The organism is Stenotrophomonas maltophilia, from assembly GCF_025642255.1.
Taxonomy (GTDB): domain Bacteria; phylum Pseudomonadota; class Gammaproteobacteria; order Xanthomonadales; family Xanthomonadaceae; genus Stenotrophomonas; species Stenotrophomonas maltophilia_P.
Map to the genome: position 1 here is coordinate 2,879,744 of NZ_CP106759.1, position 20,804 is coordinate 2,900,547.

The following is a 20,804-nucleotide window of genomic DNA, read 5'->3' on the forward strand; positions in this document are numbered from 1 at the left end:
TGGCAGGGGTTCCTGGGGGCCGGGGCCTGAAAGGGCACCAGTATACCGGGGTTGAGGGCCGCGCTCTGAACGCCCCCGGGGTGTACTGAGGGGAGCGCCCCGGATTCGGCCCCACGTGCCATCTCCATCAGCGGGGTACCCGTGAACGCGTCAAGGCCCCCGGCGGCTTGAGCTGGAGCTCCGGCTCGACCCGGCGGAACGCGCTGCGAAGGCTCGACGCTCACGGAGCGGCAATCGTCTCACGGCCCACCGTCGCCACGGACGCACAGAAGCGTTGATTGCGACATCAATAGACGATGATTGGTCCGTTGTTTGTTGGGCCCGCGTATTCATCGCTCGCGGAGGTCATGCAGCGCCTGTAGATTTCCCTGCCAACGAATTCTGGAAACGAGCAGTACCCACCGAATTGAAATTGACTCCGATTGGCGCACTCCCACTGGGCGCCAATGCAAATACGTAGTACCCCGCCCTGGGCTGCGTCATGTCGCTGGAGGCTGAATTCGAATCCTCCGCCGGATCTGAATCACCCTCACAGGACCAACCAACGACGGCCGACTCGCCAGATATCACGGTTTCGCCACGCCGCACCTTTGAGTTCATGACTTCGCAGGCGGCCTGGTGATAGAGCTTTGTGGTTTCATTCTGATCATCATAACGATATACAAAACCGCCCTTTCCATCCTTGAAAAGGCGCACCTGCACAGCCACGTCGCCGCCTTCGAAATCAGAGAGGCGCACCGTCCGCTCAACCCACTGCCTGCCATCCGATGACGCCATCTGGCGGTCCTGGTACGACGATTGGTTGGCCATAGCCACCGTGTGCATTGTTGCCATCCCCAATGCACACAGAAGGCGAAATTCCTTTTTCATTTCATGAAACTCCATTTATCGGGCGCCTGCGCCTTCACGCCGCGCCCCGGAAACATGCCGAGATATGATCAGCCCCACATCGCCCCTCCAGACTGGAGTTCCGCGAACGAAACGCTATCTGCTCGCCCTCTTGGCTTCAGCAGGTGCTTTACTGAATCTACTGTCAGAGCCAGGCCGAATCAGATGCCAGAATCCCTGGCAGGATCGTCCGCGACGCATTCGGTCAAGTCGCGATCCGACGTCGCTCGATGCATCAGCCGCCCGATCACGCACAGCCGCAGACGCCGCGCTAACCCGCCCAGCGCCGACAATGCAGGCCTGTCCACTGCTATGAGGAACCCGACGATGTCCGAATGGATCACCCTGGATACGCATCATGGCCCGGTCCGGGCCTGGCAGGCCCTGCCGGCGGGCACGCCGCGTGGCGGCCTGGTGGTCGTGCAGGAGATCTTCGGCGCCAATCCGCACATCCGTGGCGTGGCCGAGCGCTTCGCCGCCGAAGGCTATGCCGTGCTGGCGCCGTCGTTCTTCGACCTGGTCGATGGCCCGGACGCCGACCCCGACGCCCTGCCCTATGACCCTGAAGGGGTGAAACAGGGCCTGGAACGGGTAAGTGCGCTGGGCATTGAACGGGCACTGGAAGTGGTGCGCGCCGCAGCAACCCGGCTTGCCCCCTTCGGCAAGGTCGGCACGGTCGGCTACTGCTGGGGCGGAACGGTGGCGATGCTGTCCGCGCTGCGCCTCGGCCTGCCCTCGGTGAGCTATTACGGCGCACGCAACGTGCAGTATCTGGACGAGACACCGAAGGCGCCGGTGATCTTCCACTTCGGCGCGCAGGACCGCAGCATCCCGCCGGAGGCCGTGGAGGCGCATCGCCAGAAGCTGCCGCAGATGGCGACCTATGTCTACCCGGCCGACCATGCCTTCAACCGCGAGGTCGGACATGCGTATGATCCAGACAGCGCCACCCTGGCGCTGCAACGCACCCTGGACTTCTTCACGGAGCATCTTGGATGAGCGATTTCGAACTTGATTCCCGCCTGGCCACCGACAGCGTTCTGGTGGCGCAAGGCCCGCTGTCGCAAGTGCGGTTGATGAACGACGAACGGTTTCCCTGGCTGATCCTGGTGCCGCGTCTGGCCGGGGTAACGGAGTGGATCGAACTGGACGGCGACCAGCAGGACAAGCTGCGCACCGAACTCAACCGCGCCTGCAAGGCCCTGAAGGGCTCCGACGGGGTGGAGAAGATCAACATCGGCGCATTGGGCAACATCGTGCGCCAGCTGCATTTCCACGTGATCGGCCGCCACGACGGCGATCCGGCGTGGCCGGGACCGGTGTGGGGCAGCGGTCCTGCGCACCGCTACGAACCGGACGCGCTGCAGCAGCATGTCGCCTACTGGAAGGAACGGCTAGGATATCCGGCCCACTCCTGAGACCGTGCCGACACGATGCGATTCAACCTCGTCGCCGCCATCCTGCTGATCCTGATCGGGCTGTTCATGCTTGCCAGCAACCTGGGCTGGACGCACCTGAACCTGTCCAAGCTGCTGCTGACCTGGTGGCCGGTGGCCCTGGTCGGCGTCGGCATCGCCATGCTGTTCGGCCGCGGCAAATAAGCGAAGGCGGCGCAAGCGCCGCCTTCGATCGAGCGACGCCGGGCATGACCCGGCGCTACCGGTCCGTCAGGTGCGCGGCAGGGTGACGCCGGTCTGGCCCTGGTACTTGCCACCACGGTCCTTGTAGGACGTTTCGCAGATATCATCGGCCGCCGCCTGGAAGAACAGCATCTGGGCCACGCCTTCGTTGGCGTAGATGCGCGCCGGCAGCGGCGTGGTGTTGCTGAACTCCAGGGTCACATGGCCTTCCCACTCCGGCTCGAGCGGAGTGACGTTGACGATGATGCCGCAACGCGCGTAGGTGCTCTTGCCCAGGCACACCACGAGGGTGTCGCGCGGAATGCGGAAATACTCCACGGTACGCGCCAGCGCGAAGCTGTTGGGCGGGATGATGCATTCGTCGGCGGTGATGTCGACGAAGCTGCCCGAATCGAAGTGCTTCGGGTCCACGATGGTCGAGTTGATGTTGGTGAACACCTTGAACTCGCGCGAGCAACGCACGTCGTAGCCGTAGCTGGAGGTACCGTAGCTGACGATGCGCTGGCCGTTGACCTGCTTCACCTGCCCGGCCTCGAACGGCTCGATCATGCCGTGCTGTTCGGACATGCGGCGGATCCAACGGTCACTCTTGATGCTCATGCTCTGTCCTGGGTGCGAGGGGGCGCGAGGATTCTAGCAGGGGGCCGGGCGCCACCGCCCTCCCCGCCCGGTCCCTACAGCAGCGACGACAGGATCGGGATCGAGGCACGCGGGCGCTTGCCCACTTCCTCGATGAGCCGCTGCGCGGCGTGGCGATAGGCCTGGGCCGGCAGGGAATCCGGCTGCGCGGCGGTGATCGGTGTGCCTGCGTCACCCTGCTCACGGATGCCGATCTGCAACGGCAGCGATCCCAGCAGCGGCACGCCGTACTGCGCCGCCATGCGCTCCCCGCCCCCCTCGCCGAACAGGTGCTCGACGTGGCCGCACTGGCTGCAGGTATGTACCGCCATGTTCTCGACGATGCCCAGCACCGGCACTTCGACCTTCTCGAACATCTTCAGTGCCTTCTTCGCATCCAGCGTGGCGATGTCCTGCGGCGTGGTGACGATCACCGCACCGGCCAGCGGAATCTTCTGGGTCAGCGTCAGCTGGATGTCACCGGTGCCGGGCGGCAGGTCGATCAACAGGAAGTCGAGGTCGTCCCACAGGGTGTCGTTGAACAGCTGGGTCATTGCCGAGGTCGCCATCGGCCCACGCCAGATCATCGGCGTGTCTTCCTCGATCAGGTAACCGATCGACATGGTGTCCACGCCGAAGGCACGCAGCGGTTCGATGCTCTTGTTGTCCGGGCTTTCCGGGCGGCCGGACAGGCCCAGCATGGCGGGAACGCTGGGGCCATAGATGTCCGCATCGAGCACGCCCACCCGCGCGCCCAGCTGCTGCAGCGCCACCGCCAGATTGACGGCCGTGGTGGACTTGCCGACACCGCCCTTGCCCGAGCCGACCGCGATCACGTTGCGGATGCGCGCGTGCGGTGCCAGCCCCTTCTGCACCTGGCTTGCATGGGGACGACGGGTCGGACTGTTCACTGCGGGCTCCGGCGGAAAGTCAGGAAGGAGAACCCGACATCATACAAGCTGGGCGCAAGCTGACTTGATTCAGGATTGCCCAGATCCGCGCATGAATTCTCAAGTCGGCGCCCCACGGCGGCGTTGCCTCTCTGCCCCGCTGGGTGCACAGGTGGAAACTTTCACGTGCAGTTGACGGAAGGGCAGCACTCGTTCATCTTCCGGTCATCTTGATGCGAATCGCCACAAGGAACTGTCGATCATGGAAACCCGCCTCACGCGTGCCCGCCTGGGTGCCACCACCGCACTGCTGATTGGCCTGCACGTCATCCACGCCTCCGCCACACCGTTGCCGGTCGAGGATTTCGCCAAGATCCCGGCCATCCAGTCTGTCAGCATGAGCCCTGACGGCAAGCAGCTGGTTGCAATCATTGCTGCGCCGGGCAGCAACAATGGCGATACCGCATTGGCCAACTGGAACCTGGACGTGCCCGGTTCGGCGCCCGTGGCGATCACGCCTTCCGGTGATCGCATGAAGTTCATTGCCGCCAGCGCGCTCAAGGCGGGTCGCAGCCTGGTGATCGGCCGACAGGAGCTGACCGCGCAGTTGTCCGGCTGCGGTGAAGGCAACTCGGTCGGCTCAACCAAGACGTTCCTGTCCAAGGCATTCCTCACCGACAGCAGCCAGACAAAGTTCGACGAGGCTTTCGCGGACAACACCCGCAAGCTCGGCATCAGCGAACAGACCCAGCGCTGCCTGGAGCTGGCCGGCACCGCGTCCCTGGTGCATTCGCTTCCGCTGGATCCGGACAAGGTGATCATCTCGCAGATCAACCAGACCAATTTTTCGGCCAGCTATTACCTGTTCAACCTCAAGACCGGGCAGACCGAGCTGCTGTTCCGTGGCGACGCCCGCTCCACCCCGGGCCTGTTCCACCCGCGCAACGGCGAGCTGCTGACGCGTACGCAGATCGAGCCGGCCGGCTCGAACGACTACGAGCAGCAGATCCTGGTCAAGAACAAGGCCAGCGGCCAGTTCGAGAAGCACGACACGCTGACCACCCGCCTGTCCGATCGCTACACGATGGAGGTGGTCGGCATCGATGACCAGAACGGCAAGCTGTACATCCTCACCGACAAGTTCTCCGACCAGGTACAGGCCCGACTGTACGACCCAGCCAGCAGAACGTTTGACAACGAACCGCTGGCGGCTCATCCCGAGTATCCGATCGGCGGCCTGATCCTGGGCACCAAGCCCAGCAACTTCAACCAGGTGCTGGGCTTCTATGTCGACGGCCCGCGCCGTGAAGCGGTCTATGTCGATCCGCAGATGAAGGCCCTGTACGACGGCCTCAAGCAGGCGTATCCGGGCAAGTACATCGCCATCACCGGTTACAACGATGATCTGTCCCGCGTGCTGTTCACCACCAACAGCGCGAGCTCACCCACCAGTTACCAGATCCTGGTGGATCGCAAGCAGGTCACAACGCTCGGCAGCGAACGCCCCTGGGTGGACGGCAAGCAGATCGGCGAGCAGCGCTGGGTGACGTACACGGCCCGCGACGGCCGCAAGATTCCCGCCATCGTCGACCTGCCCGCAGGCTGGAAGAACGGTGACGCGGCGTTGCCGGCGCTGGTCCATCCGCACGGCGGCCCTTGGGCCCGTGACTACACCGGCTGGGATGCGTCCGGCTGGGTGCCGTTCTTCACCTCGCGCGGGTACGCGGTGATCCGGCCGCAGTACCGCGGCTCAACCGGGTTCGGGCGTGAGCACTGGATCGCCGGCGACAAGCAGTGGGGCCTGACGATGCAGGACGACAACGATGATGCGGCTGCCTGGCTTGTGCAGCAGGGGATAGCGGCCAAGGACCGCATCGCGATCTTCGGCTATTCCTACGGCGGCTTCGCCTCGGCCGCTGCGGTCGTGCGCAGCCCGTCGCCCTATCAATGCGCTATTGCCGGCGCCCCCGTAACCGACCTCGCCCGCCTGGGTGTTTCCTGGAGCGAGAACCGTCTGCAGCGCATCCTGCAGGGACAGACCGTGAAGGGCATGGACCCGATGCAGAACACCGCCAAGGCCGCCATCCCCCTGCTGACCTTCGTGGGAGACCGCGATGTGCGCACCCCCGCGTCCCACGCCAGGAATTTCTACAACGGCGTCAAGGACAAGGTGCCCGCACGCTTCGAACTGATTCCGGACATGCCGCACAGCATGCCGTGGTACCCCAGCCACTACCGCGCGACGCTGCCGCTGATGGCGGACTTCCTCAGCAAGGAGTGCGGACCGGGCGGCTTGTAAGCAACCGGACGCTGGCCCGTTCATGGACCCCGCTGGCTTGAACCCGGCGGGGTTTTTTCATGCGCCGTTCACTGAATTTCCCCTTAGCAACAACGGGTTACAGCAATTCTCCATTCATGTTGCATTTACTTTACGCGGCACATACACTCCATTAACCGAAGCATAACAAGTGGGGATCACATCGAAATGCGCAACGCCAACCGCCACATCAAGCCAAGCCGCGTCCCGCTCACTCTTGCTGTGCTGGCCTGCCTGCAGGCCGCACCGGCCCTGGCCCAGGAGACCACCCAGCAGGAAGCCGCGGCGTCAAGCACTTCCTCCCACAACCAGCGCGCCACCGACCTTGACAAGATCACCGTCACCGGATCGCTGATCCGTCGTGCGGATTACGAAACGTCGTCGCCGGTGTTCACCATCGACACCGAGCACAACGCTGCCCAAGGCCAGGTGTCGGTGGGCGAGTTCCTGCAGAAGTCCGCTATCGGTGCTGCTGAAACCCAGATCACCCACCAGTTCGGTGGCTTCGTCGTTGACGGTGGTACCGGCGTGCAGACGTTCTCGCTGCGCGGCCTGGGTGCCAACCGCACCCTGGTGCTGCTGGACGGCCAGCGTCCGGGCCCGGCCGGTACCCGCGGCGCGGTCGGCGCATTCGACCTGAACGTCATTCCCACCGCCATCCTGCAGCGTGCGGAAATCGTGAAGGACGGTTCCTCGTCCATCTACGGTTCCGACGCCGTGGCCGGCGTGGTCAACCTGATCACCAAGAAGAATTTCGAGCGCCCGGAGCTGACGGTCACCGGCCGTATCCCGACCGAAGGTGGCGGTGAAGTCTTCCAGGGCTCGCTTGCCAATGGCTGGAACTTCGAGAAGGGCAGCATCGTCGCTGCCGTCGAATGGTACCGCCACAACGAGCTGACCCGCGGCGACCGCGACTTCCTGAACTGCGGCAATGATCTGATCAAGGACGCCAACGGCAACCGCATCGACCGGCAGGATCATTCGATCACCGCCGGGACCAAGCTTGCGAACTGCAACAACCTGCTCATCAACGTCATCGATGAGTACGACTCGCCGATCCGTTACATTCCCTCGCCGGACGGCAGCACCGTGGGTCCGTTCCCGGGCTATCGCCCGCGCGCCAACCGCACCTACGCCAACGGCAGCCCGGTCGCCTACTACGAAGAACCGTTGAACTTCGATGCATGGGGTCAGTCTCACATCATCAACCGCCAGGAGCGCAAGTCGGCCTACTTCGCTTCGGACTTCGGTTTTGATGGGTTCAACTGGAAGACCCAGTTCCTCTACAACAACCGCAAGACCAACAACTTCCAGTGGCGCCAGTTCTTCCCCGTCGTGGAAGCCCCGGGCACCACCAATGGCTATGCGCAGCCCGTGCTTCCATTCAAGTCGTCCTCGCAGACCGAGGTCGATTACTACTACCTGGCGAACAAGTTCGATGGCCTGTTCACGGGTAGCTGGGGCTGGGAAGTCAATGCCAATGCCAGCCGCTCCAGCGGCAAGTACAGCTCGCTGGGCATCCGCAACTCGATCACCGGCGACCTGACCCGTCCGGGTGCTGGCGATACGCCTGCAGCGAACTACTTCGACCCGGGTTACCTGAGCGGCGCCAAGGTTGACGAACTGGTCGACATCCTGGGCATCACCGCCACCGGCAAGACCACCTATGACACCGTGACGGTCAATGCGATCTTCTCCGGTGAGCTGTTCGACCTTCCCGCAGGTGCGCTGGGTGCTGCGTTTGGTGTGGAGTACCGCTACTACTCCATCGAAGATACGCCGGACGAGAACTACAAGGATCTCTGGGGCGCCTCGACGGCCGACGTGACCAAGGGTAACGACAAGGTGAAGGAAGCCTTCGTCGAGTTCGACATCCCGCTGATCAAGGGCGTCACCGGCATCGAATCGCTCACCGCCAATGCTTCGGGCCGCATCTTCAAGTACGACTCGGTCAGCGGCAGCGACAAGGTCTGGAAGGCCGGCCTGAACTGGCAGATCATTCCATCGCTGCGTCTGCGCGGCACCGTCGGCACCTCCTATCGTGCACCGGGCCTGTACGAGCTGTACCTGGGCAACCAGACCGGCTTCCAGTCCCAGACCGCGATCGATCCCTGCATCCGCTGGGAAGAGAGCGACAACACCAATATCCGTGCCAACTGCGGTGCCGCCGGCATCCCGGGCGATTACGTCGGCGCAGGCTCCAGTGCCACCGTGTTCACCAGCGGCGGCGCCGGCAACCTGGTTCCGGAAACCTCCCGCGCCAAGAGCGCCGGTATCGTGTTCACTCCGTCGTTCGCCGACCTGAGCGTGGCGATCGACTACTTCGACTACGATATCCGCGGCCAGATCACCTCGCTGGGTGCACTGGACATCACCACCGGCTGCTACGGTTCGAGCACCTTCCCGAACCGTTACTGCGACCTGCTGGAGCGCAACCCGACCACCGGCCCGGACGCGAATTCGATCCGCAACATCTACGCCCAGTACCTGAACATCAACCAGCAGCGCACCCGCGGCTGGGACATGACCCTGAACTGGGAGCATGAGTTCGGCTTCGGCAAGTTCGCCCTGGATTCGCAGGTCACCTACACCGTGGAAGACGTGGCACAGCTGTTCGACAGCGCCGAGGCCAGCGGCCTGGCCTCCTCGGATCAGCTTGGCCTGATCGGCCGTCCGGACCTGGTTGCCAACCTGGGCCTGACCCTGACCCGCGGCGACTGGGAATACAACTGGCTGACCCAGTACATCGGCAAGACCGAGAACACCACCCTCAACTCGCGCTTCACCTACCAGGGCCGTCCGGACTCGTACCGCGATCTGGTCGCCGACGCTCGCGTGTATCACACCGCTTCGTTGAGCTACAAGCAGGCCGACTGGGAAATCCTGGTGGGCGTGGCCAACGTGTTCAACACCAAGCCGGCACTGATCTCCACCGGCGCCGGCACCCGCTACGGCAACACCGCAGCCTTTGCCACCCAGTACGACCTGTACGGTCGCACCCCGTTCGTGCGTCTGAAGTACAAGTTCTGATAGGGCCGTAGTCCGCAGCACCCCGACAGACCCGGCTTTTGCCGGGTCTGTCTTTTGCAGGGCCCGATGCAGCCCCTTGCACCCGCCCATGACCTTCGACACCCTTGCGGGGTAGGCTGGCGGCGTATCGTTCGGCCCACGGCCGTCCCCGCGGCTCTTCCCTGACTCACTCGGCCTGGAGGCCAAACATAGTGATCACGCGTACTCCCAAGATCGTGCTGCTCAGCCTGGCCGTGTCGGCCGTGCTGGCCGGCTGTGGCAAGAACGAAACCCCGGCCAAGGAGGCCGCCGCGCCTGCCCCGGCCGCCGCCGAAGCCACCACCTACACCCTGGATGAGAGCAAGCTGCCGGCCTATAACGCCTTCCAGCCCAGCGATCTGGACACCAACCTGGACGCCTGCACCGCATTCGGCGACTACGTCAACAGCAAGTGGCTGGCCGCCAACGAGATTCCCGGCGACCGCACCAGCTGGGGCGCGTTCACCATCCTCGACGAGCGTTCGGTGGCAGTGCAGCACCAGCTGGCCGAGCAGGTCGCGCAGGTCAAGAACCCGAGCCACATCGAGAAGATCGTCGGCGACCTGTGGGCCACCGGCATGGATGAGGCCAAGATCAACGCCCAGGGCATCGAGCCGCTGAAGGCCGACCTGACCACCATCGACGGCCTGCAGGACAAGGCCGCCATCGCCGACTACCTGCGCACCAGCGCAGCCAAGGGCGAGAACGTGCTGTTCGGCTTCGGCGCCGAGGCCGACTTCAAGAACTCGACCATGAACCTGGCCTATGCCAGCCAGGGCGGCCTGGGCCTGCCTGACAGCACGTACTACACCGACGCCAAGAACGCCGACAAGCTCAAGGCCTACAAGGCGCACGTCGCCAAGGTGCTGGAACTGTCCGGCGTCCCGGCAGCCGACGCCGCCAAGCAGGCTGAGGACGTGGTCAAGTTCGAGACCCGCCTGGCCAAGGCGTCCAAGTCGCGCGTCGAACTGTCGCGCAATGTGGAGCTGTACTACAACCCGGTCACCCTGGCTGACGCCGACAAGCTGACCCCGAACTTCAGCTGGACCGAGTTCTTCAAGTCGCAGGGCGTTGCTGCGCCGGAGAAGTTCTCGCTGGCGATGCCGGCCTTCCATGAGGAAGTGAGCAAGGCGCTGGGCGACACCGACCCGTCGGTCTGGCGCGCCTACCTGCGCTTCCACACCGTCGATGGCGCCTCGCCGTACCTGGCCGATGCCTTCGTCCAGGAGAACTACGCGTTCTACGGCAAGACCCTCAACGGCCAGAAGGAACAGAAGCCGCGTTGGAAGCGCGTGCTGGGCACCATCGAGAACGATGCCGGCGAAGCATTCGGCCAGCTGTACGTGAAGGTTGCCTTCTCGCCGGAAGCCAAGGCGAAGATGGAAGAACTGGTGAAGAACCTGGCTGCCTCGCTGAAGGAACGCATCCAGGGCCTGAGCTGGATGAGCGAGGAAACCAAGGCCAAGGCCATCGCGAAGTGGGAAACCTTCACTCCGAAGATCGGCTACCCGGACAAGTGGCGTGACTGGTCGGGCCTGCAGACCCAGCGCGACAGCTACCTGGCCAACGTGCGTGCGGCCAATGAGTTCAACTACAAGTTCAACCTGTCCAAGATCGGCAAGCCGGTGGACAAGACCGAGTGGGGCATGACCCCGCAGACGGTCAACGCCTACTACAACCCGCTGCAGAACGAGATCGTGTTCCCGGCCGCCATCCTGCAGCCGCCGTTCTTCGATCCGAAGGCAGACGATGCGCTGAACTACGGTGGCATCGGTGCGGTGATCGGCCATGAGATGACCCATGGCTACGACGATCAGGGCGCGCGCTTCGGGCCGACCGGCAACATGGAAGACTGGTGGACGCCGGCCGACAAGAAGAACTTCGAAGGCCTGACCGGCAAGCTGGTCAAGCAGTTCGACCAGTACAAGGTTGACGGCCAGGCCGTGAACGGCCACCTGACCCTGGGCGAGAACATCGCCGACCTGGGTGGCCTGGCCACGGCCTACGATGCGCTGCAGAAGGCCTCGGCCGGCAAGGAAGATCCGAAGGTCGACGGCTTCACCCGCGATCAGCGCTTCTTCTTCAACTGGGCCACCGTGTGGCGTACCAAGTACACCCCGGAAAACGCCAAGGTCCGCCTGGCCACCGATCCGCACGCCCCGGCGCAGTTCCGCGCGATGGGCGCGCCCTCGAACCTGCCGACCTTCGCGGCCGCGTTCCAGTGCAAGGCCGGTGCACCGATGGCGCGCAGCGGCGAGCAGCAGGTGGTGATCTGGTAAGCCACGGCTGACGCCAAGGCAGATCTGCAAGGGCCCGGGATCTCCCGGGCCCTTGTTTTTGCGCGACCCGCCACGGCCGCCAGGCATACCGTGATACGTGCATGCTGCGCCCATGCGCGGCTTGCTATAGTGCGCCCGCCCTCAATCCATCATGGATTCGTTCTACATGCCCAATTTCCGTCCGCTTGCCATCGCCCTGGGCATCAGCCTGGCGACCCTGGTCCCGAGCCATGATGCGTTCGCCGCAAAGAAAAAGGCCGCCCGCGCCCCGGCCGTCAGTGCCCAGTGCAGCGACTTCTACGGCGCCACCAACGCTGGCTGGCTGAAGGCCAACCCGGTACCGCAGACCGGAGCCACCACCGCGCTGGGCCAGCTGGTCGAGCGCAGCAGGCAGCAACAGCGCGAACTGCTCGATGCGGCCATGACGTCGCCGCAGGGCAACGTGCAGAAGCTGCTGGGCGACTTCTGGGCCAGCGGCCTGGACGAGGCGGCGGTGGAAGCCGATGGCTCCAATCCGATCGCGCCGCTGCTGACCCGCATCAATGCGATCAAGAAATCCAAGGATGTGCCGGCGTCGATCGCTGCACTGCATCAGGTCGGCATCCCGGTCGCCTTCAACTTCGGTCCGGACGTCGACCTGAAGGCACTGGACCGTCATATCGGCTACTTCATGCAGGGCGGCATGGGTCTGCCGGATCCGGCGTTCTATACCCGCACCGATGCCGATACCGTCGCGCTGATGGGCCGCTACCGCACCTACGTCAAGCAGATCCTGGCACTGACCGGTACGCCGGCAGCCAAGCTCGATGCCGAGTCGCAGGCGGTGATCGCGCTGGAAACCGAGCTGGCGCGCAATGCACAGTCGCTGGCCGGCATCAACAACCCGTTCAACAACTACGCGCCGATCTCCACCAAGGAACTCAACAGCCGCTACCGCAACCTGCAGCTGGAGGCGTTCCTGAAAGTACAGGGTGTGAACGACGATCTGGTATCGCTGGCCGACCCGGGCCTGTTCCAGCAGCTGGATGGCATGGTCACCAAGCTCAAGCCGGACCAGTGGAAGGCCTACCTGCGCTGGCGCGTGGGCGACTCGATGGCGCCGTACCTGTCCAAGGCCTACCGGGACGCCGAGTTTGAGTTCCGCGGCCGCGTACTGCGCGGGCAGACGCTGCCGCCGCAGCGCTGGGAAGCGGTGCTCGATGCCATCAATGTGGCGGCCGGGCCGATGGTCGGCCGCGAGTACGCTGCCCGCCATCTCTCGGCCGAAGACCGCCGGCAGGCGGCATGGATCGTCGACAAGGTCCGCGAGGTGCAGATCGAGGCCGTCAGGAACAGCACGTGGATGAGTGCCGAAGCCAAGGCTGAAGCACAGGCCAAGCTGGCGGCGCTGAAGATCGAGATCGGCACCCCGCTGCGCGACCTCGACTACACCGTGCAGCCGATGGGCCGGGGCTCGTTCGGTGGCAACATGCTGATCGCCTCGACCTGGCGCCATCGCGAGGAGATGAAGCGCATCGGCAAGGGCAATGCCGACCGTCGCTGGGACGTGCTGCCGCAACAGCCGTCGCTGGCCTATGACCTGGCGCAGAACCGCCTGATCGTCACCGCGGCCATCCTGCAGGGCCCGGTGTTCAACGCCAAGGCCGACAGCGCCGACAAGTTCGGCAGCTTCGGCGGCCTGGTCGGCCACGAGCTGACCCGTGCCATCGATGCCAAGGGCGCGCTGGTTGATGCCAAGGGCGAACTGCGCAGCTGGTGGACGCCGGCCGACAAGACGGCCTGGACCCTGCTCGGCAGCCGCGTGGCCGCCCAGTACGGCGCCTATGAGTTCCCGGGCGTGAAGGGCGCCAAGGTCAATGGCACGTTGACCCAGGAAGAGAACCTGGCCGACATCGCCGGCCTGGAACTGGCCTGGGCGGCCTACACCGCACAGGAGCCGAAGGCCAAGCCGGCCCAGCAGCAGGGCTTCTTCCGTGCCTGGGCCGCGTTGTGGGCGCAGCAGCTGTCGCCCAACGAAGCCGCACGCCGCCTGACCGCCGACATCCGCGCGCCGGGCATGTGGCGCACCAACGGCACGCTGGCCAACCTCCCGGCGTTCGGCGCCACCTTCAGCTGCAAGGCCGGCCAGCCGATGCAGCGCAGCGATGCCGAGCAGATCAAGGTCTGGCGCTGAGCCAGCCGGCCGTGACACGAAGGGCGCCCTCGGGCGCCCTTTTTTTTGCGCATGCAGCACGATCCGCCATTAACACGCGGCATGCTATCGCTGCGCCTTCGTCCTGCAGCGGAACCCGACCATGGCGCACAAGAACACGATCTGCATCTGGTACGACAGCGAAGCACTCGAGGCCGCCACGTTCTACGCCGGGATCCTGCCCGACAGCGCGGTAACGGCTGTGCATCACGCACCGGGTGACTATCCGGACGGCAAGGAGGGCAACGTGCTGACGGTCGAGTTCACCGTCTGCGGCATTCCCTGCGTCGGGCTCAACGGCGGCACCGCGTTCAGGCACAGCGAAGCGTTCTCGTTCCAGATCCAGACCGAGGACCAGTCCGAGACCGACCGCCTGTGGAACGCGATCGTCGGCAACGGTGGGCAGGAAAGCCAGTGCGGCTGGTGCAAGGACCGCTGGGGCATCTCATGGCAGATCAGCCCGCGCGTGCTGATCGAAGCGGTGACCAGCCCGGACAAGGCCTTGGCCAAGCGCGCCTTCAACGCGATGATGCCGATGAAGAAGATCGACATCGCGACCATCGAAGCGGCGATCCGCACCGCATGACCGCGTGGGATGCGGTCATCGTCGGCGGCGGCCACAATGGCCTGGTCTGCGCGGCCTATCTTGCCCGTGCCGGCAGGAAAGTACTGGTGCTCGAACGCCGTGGCGTGCTCGGCGGCGCAGCGGTCACCGAGGAGTTCCATCCGGGCTTCCGCAACTCGGTCGCCTCCTACACCGTCTCGCTGCTGCAGCCCAAGGTGATCGACGAACTGCAGCTGCACGCGCATGGGCTGCGCGTCGTCGCCCGCCCGGCCAACAATTTCCTGCCGTTGCCTGACGGCCGCTATCTGCTGTCGGCACCCGGCCGTACCCAGGCCGAGGTGGCGAAGTTCTCCGAACGGGATGCGCAGCGCCTGCCAGCCTATGAGGCGAGGCTGGAGGTCTTCGCCGACGTGCTGCGCGCCTGGGCCCTGCGCGCGCCGCCGGACCTCGGCGTCGCAGGCGGCTGGCGCGCATTGCCGGCACTGTGGCGGATGGGCCGGCTCAGCCGGGAACTGGCAGCACTGTCCCCTGCCCTGCGCCAGGAGCTGCTTGATCTGTTCACGCTGTCGGCCGCCGACTATCTGGACCGCTGGTTTGAAAGCGAGCCGATCAAGGCCCTGTTCGGATTCGATGGCATCGTCGGCAACTACGCCAGTCCGTACACGCCCGGCAGCGCCTATGTCCTGCTGCACCACGTGTTCGGCCAGTGCAACGGGGTGAAGGGTGCCTGGGGCCATGCAATCGGTGGCATGGGCGCGATCAGCCAGGCCATCGCTGCATCGGCGCGCGCAGCCGGCGCAGAACTGCGCGTGGATGCCGGCGTGAAGCGGCTGCTGGTCGAGCACGGACGCGCGGTGGGCGTTGAGCTGGCCGGCGGGGACGTACTGCGCGCGCGCGTGGTGGTGGCCAACGTCAATCCAAAACTGCTCTACGAGCAGTTGCTGGAGCCGGAGCAGGTGCCCGCGGCGACGCGCGAACGCATGGCGCAGTGGCGCTGCGGTTCGGGCACCTTCCGGATGAACGTGGCGCTGTCGCGGCTGCCGGACTTCCACGCCCTGCCCGGCGCCGGTGAGCACCTCAGTGCCGGCATCATCATGGCGCCCAGCCTCGACTACATGGACCGCGCGTGGCTGGATGCGCGGCGCGACGGCTGGTCGCGCGAGGCGATCGTGGAGATGCTGATTCCCAGCACGCTGGACGATTCGCTGGCGCCGCCGGACCAGCACGTCGCCAGCCTGTTCTGCCAGCATGTGGCACCGGTCCTGCCCGACGGTGGGCATTGGGACACGCATCGCGATACCGTCGCCGACCTGATGATCGCCACCGTCGATCGGTATGCGCCCGGCTTCGCCGACAGCGTGCTCGGTCGGCAAGTGCTGTCACCGCTGGATCTGGAGCGGACGTTCGGCCTGGTGGGCGGCGATATCTTCCACGGTGCGCTCAGTCCCAACCAGCTGTTCTCGGCGCGGCCGATGATCGGCCAGGCCGGCTACCGCGGTGCCCTGCCCGGGCTTTACCTGTGTGGTTCAGGCACGCATCCCGGCGGCGGCGTGACCGGCGCGCCGGGCCACAATGCCGCGCAGGTGATCCTGCAGGATCTGTAGGGGTGTGCCAACCACGGTTGGCACCTGCTGCATCAGATGACCCTGCGGATCATTTGACGCTGCGCAGATGATTCGGACGGTTCGGCGGGCCGGGGGGACGGCGCTTGTTGAACGGTGGCTGGCCGCGCCAGTAGCGGATCAGCAGCCAGCCGAACAACATGCCACCCAGGTGCGCGAAGTGCGCCACGCCCGGCTGCCAGCCGGTCATGCCCAGCACCAGTTCACCGACACCGAACAGGATCACGAACGTGCGCGCCTTCATCGGAATCGGTGGGAACAGCAGCATCACCCGCTGGTTCGGGAACAACATGCCGTACGCCAGCAGCAGGCCGAACACACCACCGGACGCGCCCAGCACCGTGGCCGGATTCTCCAGCAGCGTCCCCACCAGCAGCTGGCAGACGCCGGCGCCGGCCACGCACACCAGGTAGTAGAGCAGGAAGCGCTTCTCGCCCCAGGTCTGTTCCAGCGGCGCACCGAACATGAAAACGGCCAGCATGTTGAAGAACAGGTGGCCGAAGCTGCCGTGCAGGAAGCCGTAGGTCAGCAGCTGCCACGGCTGGAAGTTGCCACCCGGGGAGAACGCATCGAAGCCCTGCTGCAGCGGCTGCAGCATGAACGGCTCGAAGGTCTGGTCGCCGAGCAGGAACGGCTGCTGCAACAGGAACAGGATCGCGTTGGCGATCAGCAGGGCCTTGGTGACGGTTGGCAGTCGCGGGAACATGGGGACACCGGCATGGAACGGTCTCCATCATAGCCGCACCGTCGTGTCGTGTCGGCGACTGCCGCGTGCGGCCCGTTCAGACCCCGGTCGCGCTCAGCCCGGTCCCCACACGGCGGCATCCAGCGCCGCCGCCGGGTCGGACGCCGGCATCCGCACCCGGCCGTTCTCCACCACCACGCCTTCCGCGCGCAGCCGCTGCGACTGTTCCCGCCAGCCCGCCGACCCCTCCGCCATGGCGATGCGCCCGTCAGAGCGCAGCACGCGGTGCCAGGGCAGTGTCGGGTCATCGTTCTGGCCGAGAATGCGTGCCGTCAAGCGTGCCCGCCCCGGCAGGCCCGCGCGCATCGCCACCTGTCCATAGCCCATCACGTGTCCCGGCGGGATCGCGTGGATCACCGCCAGGATGCGCGCGCGCGCCTGGTCCGGCGTCAGCGGCGCAGACGCGTCACCAGCAGCACGCCGAGCAGGACCAGCACGGTGCCGGCGATCTGCGCCGGCCCCATCGGTTCGTCGAGCAGCCATAGGCTCATCACGATGGTGGAAACAGGCCCCAGCATACCGACCTGCGCTGCCAGCGAGGAACCCACGCGCTGCACCGCCAGCATGATCGCCAGCACCGGCAGCACGGTGCAGACCGTGGCGTTGATCAGCGACAGCCACTGCACCGGTGCAGGTGCCTGCCACAGCAGTGGCAGCGGATGGGTGATGGCGAAATGCAGCAGCACCAGACCGCTGGCCACGCAGCTGGCATAGGCGGTCAGACGCACCGCGCCGATCCGTGCCACCACCTGGCCGCTGCCGAACAGGTACAGCGCATAGCTGAGCGCGCTGCCCAGCACCAGCAGGCTGCCGACGATGATCTGCCCGCCCTCCCGCTGCAGATCGTGGCCGAACGCCAGCAGCACCCCCAGGTAGCTCAGCACCAGCGCGACGACCTGCCAGCGCCCTGGCCGCTGCCGCGCCAGCAGCACGTTGATCAGCAGCACCAGCGTCGGGTTGAGGTAGAGGATCAATCGTTCCAGCGTGACGCTGATGTACTGCAGACCCTGGAAATCCAGCAGGCTGGACAGGTAGTAGCCGGTGAACCCCAGCCACAGCACGCGCGCCCGGTCTGCCCACGACAGCGGCTCGACACGGCGCGAAGCCCACACCGCCATCAGTGCGAACAGGGGCAGTGCCATCAGCATGCGCAGCGCCAGCAGCGTGGTCGCATCGACACCGTGGCGCAGGCCGAGCTTGACGATCACCGCCTTGCCGGATGCGGCAACGGCGCCGATCGCCGCCAGGCCGATTCCCCCCAGGGCGATGCGTGGGGATGCGGTGGCGATGCGCGGGGAGGAGCTTGACATGGGAACAGCGGCGGGCCGCGCAGGGCGGCCCGGGGGTGCGTGTGGACGCCCATTGTCGCATGGCCCGACGCGGCAACCGCAGCGTCAGCGCATCAGCACCACTTCCTCTGCGGAGGTCGGGTGGATCGCCACCGTGTCATCGAACTGGGCCTTGGTCGCTCCCATCTTCACCGCCACCGCGAAGCCCTGCAGGATCTCGTCCGCGGCCTCGCCCAGCAGGTGCACCCCCACCACGCGCTCTTCCGGCCCGGCGCAGACCATCTTGAACAGGCTGCGCTGGGTACCGTTGGCCAGTGCCTGCAGCATCGGCCGGAAACGGCTGTGATAGACCGTCACCTGCTTGAAGCAGGCACGCGCCTCCTCCTCACCCATGCCCACCGCCCCCAGCGGCGGATGCGAAAACACCACGCTGGCCACATTCTCATAGTCCATCTTCGACTGTGGGCGGCCACCGAACAGACGGTCCATCAGCCGACGCGATGCAGCCACCGCCACCGGGGTCAGGCCCACCTTGCCCGCGATATCCCCCACGGCATGGATGCTGGGTACCGCCGTGGTCTGCCATTCATCCACCTGCACCTGCTCGTGCTCGCCGATGTCGATGCCCAGCGCCTCCAGGCCCAGGCCCCGGCTGTTGCCACGGCGGCCGGTGGCGAAGAACACCGCGTCGAACACGCTGTCCATGGGGCCATCATGGCCGAAGGCGCGGACGCGCTCACCGTCGCGCTGCAGTTCGCGCAGGCGGTAATCAAAGTAGATGCGCACGCCCTGCTGGCGGAGGTTTTCTGCCAGCTGATCGGTCAGCTCGTAGTCGAAGCGTTCCAGCAGGCGCTTGCCGCGTACCAGCAGGCTCACCCGGCTGCCCAGCGCCTGCAGCAGCCCGGCCAGCTCCACCGCGATGTAGCCGCCGCCGATGATCGCGACCTCGGCCGGGGCCGCACGCAACTCGAAGAAGTCGTCGGATACCAGGCCCAGCTCCGCGCCGGGGATGTCCGGACGCTGCGGGTGCGCTCCGGTGGCGATCAGGATGTGGTCGGCGGTGTAGCGCACCCCGTCGCTGCAGGCCACCGTGTGCGCGTCGAGCAGGTGGCCGCGCGCCGGGATGCGGACGACGCCGGTTTCATCCAGACGCTTGTGGTAGCTGGTATGGATGTTGCTGATATAGGCCTGGCGATGGATCACCAGTTCCTTCCACGACAGTGCCGGTCGTGGCGGCACATCGAAGCCCATCGCGCTTGCCAGGCCGATACGCTCGTGCAGATCGGCGGCCAGCCACATCGCCTTCTTCGGTACGCAGCCAACATTGACGCAGGTCCCGCCCAGTTCACCGGGTTCCAGCAGCGCTACGCGCTTGCCGTACTGCGCGGCACGGATGGCGCCGGCCAGGCCGGCAGAGCCGCCGCCAAGGACGATCAGGTCGTAATCATGTGAAGCCGTGTTCATCGGAATCGCTCGGGTCGGTAAGGGGCAGGATCGATCGCTGGCGTGCGGCCACAGACGAGATCGGCGATCAGCTGGCCGGTGCCGGCACTCATGCTGATGCCGAGCATGCCATGCCCTGCCGCAAGCCAGACGTGAGGATGCGCAGGCGCGCGGCCGATCAACGGTACATCGTCCACGCTCATCGGACGCCAGCCGCACCACTGCTCCTGCAGCTGCGCGCCACGAGGCATGCGCAGGTGGCGATCAGCGGCCAGCTGCAACGTCTGCAGGCGCTGCGCACGCAGCTGCGGGTCGGCACCGGCGAATTCCATCGTGCCCCCCAGTCGCAGCGCGTCGCGCCAGGCGATCACGAACACGGAGTGATCTTTCAGCACCACCGGACGGGCCGGCACCAGCGGCGGGCGTGACCAGGTCAGCGAGTACCCCTTGCCGGGCTGGATCGGCACCCGCAGGTCGAGCAGCCGTGCCCATCGCGGCGACCACGGGCCGGTGGCCAGCACCAGTTCGCGCGCGCGCAGCGTGCGTCCGCCGGCCTGTACCCGGACCCCGTGTACGTCGCCGCTGAAACCCTGCATCTCGACCTGCTCGTCGATCTCGACGCCCTGCGCACGCAGTACCCGCGCCAGCTCCGCAGTGAAACGGTCCGGGCGCAGCTGGGCGTCGCCGGGGAAATGGATCGCACCGGCAAGCCGATCATGGAACGCCGGATTGTCGCGTGCGTAGTGGCCGCCATCGATGCAGCGGGTCGCAATGCCGTGCGCATCCAGCGCCTCGCACTGGGCGATATGCTGATCGAAGCTGCGTGCATCACCGAACACGTAATCCAGGCCGCGCGTCTCGAATTCACAGTCCAGCCCATGGGTTCCCACCCATTCGGCCAGGCGCACACGGGAATCATTCAACAGCGCAGCGCGCGCGCGCGTGGCCTGCAGCCAATGCCGCGCATTGCAGCGCGCGCTGAACTGCAGCAGCCAGCGCCACAGCGCGGGATCGAGGCGGCTGCGCACATACAGTGGCGCGCGTGGGTCGAGCATCCAGCGCAACGCACGCAGCGGCACACCCGGCGCGGCCAGGGGCGGTGCATGACTGGGCGTGACGGTGCCGCAGTTGCCGTACGACGTCGCTGCGCCCACGCGGCCACGATCGATCACCCGTACCTGCCGTCCCTGTCCGCACAACGCCAGCGCAGTCGCCAGGCCGATGGCACCGGCACCGATCACGATCACGTCATCGCGCGCCCCCTGCATC

Annotated in this window: 17 protein-coding genes; 9 read left to right on the forward strand and 8 right to left on the reverse strand. The window is 65.8% G+C overall.

Annotated elements, in window-relative coordinates:
* Positions 1–345: 345 nt before the first annotated feature.
* Positions 346–870: a hypothetical protein gene (locus N8888_RS13305; RefSeq protein ID WP_263175205.1), complete on the reverse strand. Its 525-nt coding sequence runs from the start codon at positions 868–870 to the stop codon at positions 346–348.
* 345 nt (positions 871–1,215) lie between these two features.
* Between N8888_RS13305 and N8888_RS13310 the strand changes: the two genes are divergently transcribed.
* From N8888_RS13310 to N8888_RS13320, 3 genes are read left to right on the forward strand one after another with little or no spacing between them, the layout of a single operon-like run.
* Positions 1,216–1,887 (forward strand): dienelactone hydrolase family protein, encoded by a 672-nt coding sequence (locus N8888_RS13310; protein ID WP_065174892.1) that lies wholly within the window; start codon positions 1,216–1,218, stop codon positions 1,885–1,887.
* Positions 1,884–2,306 (forward strand): HIT domain-containing protein, encoded by a 423-nt coding sequence (locus tag N8888_RS13315; RefSeq protein ID WP_053516834.1) that lies wholly within the window; start codon positions 1,884–1,886, stop codon positions 2,304–2,306. Before N8888_RS13310 ends, N8888_RS13315 begins: the two co-directional genes overlap by 4 nt.
* 15 nt (positions 2,307–2,321) lie before the next feature.
* The gene (locus N8888_RS13320; protein WP_005410498.1) at positions 2,322–2,489 is read left to right on the forward strand and encodes a LiaI-LiaF-like domain-containing protein; all 168 of its coding nucleotides are present in this window, start codon (positions 2,322–2,324) and stop codon (positions 2,487–2,489) included.
* Between the two features lie 66 nt (positions 2,490–2,555).
* On the opposite strand, the gene dcd is transcribed toward N8888_RS13320, so the two are convergent.
* Together dcd and apbC are read right to left on the reverse strand one after the other, a co-directional pair.
* Positions 2,556–3,128: a dCTP deaminase gene (gene dcd, locus N8888_RS13325; protein WP_065174891.1), complete on the reverse strand. Its 573-nt coding sequence runs from the start codon at positions 3,126–3,128 to the stop codon at positions 2,556–2,558.
* Between the two features lie 74 nt (positions 3,129–3,202).
* Positions 3,203–4,057, reverse strand: coding sequence for an iron-sulfur cluster carrier protein ApbC (apbC, locus tag N8888_RS13330; RefSeq protein WP_053516830.1), 855 nt, complete (start codon positions 4,055–4,057; stop codon positions 3,203–3,205).
* 241 nt (positions 4,058–4,298) lie between these two features.
* Between apbC and N8888_RS13335 the strand changes: the two genes are divergently transcribed.
* The 6 genes from N8888_RS13335 to N8888_RS13360 all read left to right on the forward strand — a co-directional run bounded on the left by N8888_RS13335 (position 4,299) and on the right by N8888_RS13360 (position 16,040).
* Positions 4,299–6,335: an alpha/beta hydrolase family protein gene (locus tag N8888_RS13335; RefSeq protein WP_263175206.1), complete on the forward strand. Its 2,037-nt coding sequence runs from the start codon at positions 4,299–4,301 to the stop codon at positions 6,333–6,335.
* A gap of 186 nt (positions 6,336–6,521) precedes the next feature.
* Positions 6,522–9,383: a TonB-dependent receptor plug domain-containing protein gene (locus N8888_RS13340; protein WP_263175207.1), complete on the forward strand. Its 2,862-nt coding sequence runs from the start codon at positions 6,522–6,524 to the stop codon at positions 9,381–9,383.
* A 194-nt stretch (positions 9,384–9,577) separates the two neighbouring features.
* Entirely contained in the window at positions 9,578–11,680 is a 2,103-nt protein-coding gene (locus tag N8888_RS13345) for a M13 family metallopeptidase (protein WP_263178412.1), read from the forward strand.
* A gap of 166 nt (positions 11,681–11,846) precedes the next feature.
* Entirely contained in the window at positions 11,847–13,853 is a 2,007-nt protein-coding gene (locus N8888_RS13350) for a M13 family metallopeptidase (RefSeq protein ID WP_053516862.1), read from the forward strand.
* Between the two features lie 121 nt (positions 13,854–13,974).
* On the forward strand, positions 13,975–14,457 hold the full coding sequence (locus N8888_RS13355; RefSeq protein WP_263175208.1) for a VOC family protein: 483 nt from the start codon (positions 13,975–13,977) through the stop codon (positions 14,455–14,457).
* Positions 14,454–16,040, forward strand: a complete 1,587-nt coding sequence (locus N8888_RS13360) for a phytoene desaturase family protein (RefSeq protein WP_263175209.1) — start codon at positions 14,454–14,456, stop codon at positions 16,038–16,040. The genes N8888_RS13355 and N8888_RS13360 overlap by 4 nt, the downstream gene beginning before the upstream one ends.
* 49 nt (positions 16,041–16,089) lie before the next feature.
* Here N8888_RS13360 and N8888_RS13365 read toward each other — a convergent pair whose 3' ends face one another.
* The 5 genes from N8888_RS13365 to N8888_RS13385 form a co-directional block, all read right to left on the reverse strand.
* Positions 16,090–16,764 carry a rhomboid family intramembrane serine protease gene (locus N8888_RS13365; protein ID WP_197572535.1) on the reverse strand — a complete coding sequence of 225 codons (675 nt, stop codon included), beginning with the start codon at positions 16,762–16,764 and terminating at the stop codon, positions 16,090–16,092.
* Positions 16,765–16,857: 93 nt separating this feature from the next.
* Positions 16,858–17,286 carry an MGMT family protein gene (locus tag N8888_RS13370; RefSeq protein WP_253118674.1) on the reverse strand — a complete coding sequence of 143 codons (429 nt, stop codon included), beginning with the start codon at positions 17,284–17,286 and terminating at the stop codon, positions 16,858–16,860.
* Complete coding sequence (locus N8888_RS13375) at positions 17,193–18,113, reverse strand: DMT family transporter (RefSeq protein WP_197572721.1); 921 nt, start codon at positions 18,111–18,113, stop codon at positions 17,193–17,195. The genes N8888_RS13370 and N8888_RS13375 overlap by 94 nt, the downstream gene beginning before the upstream one ends.
* Before the next feature lie 84 nt (positions 18,114–18,197).
* Complete coding sequence (gene gorA / locus N8888_RS13380; RefSeq protein WP_065181838.1) at positions 18,198–19,556, reverse strand: glutathione-disulfide reductase; 1,359 nt, start codon at positions 19,554–19,556, stop codon at positions 18,198–18,200.
* Positions 19,553–20,803 (reverse strand): NAD(P)/FAD-dependent oxidoreductase, encoded by a 1,251-nt coding sequence (locus N8888_RS13385; RefSeq protein ID WP_263175210.1) that lies wholly within the window; start codon positions 20,801–20,803, stop codon positions 19,553–19,555. Before N8888_RS13385 ends, gorA begins: the two co-directional genes overlap by 4 nt.
* Position 20,804: the final 1 nt, after the last annotated feature.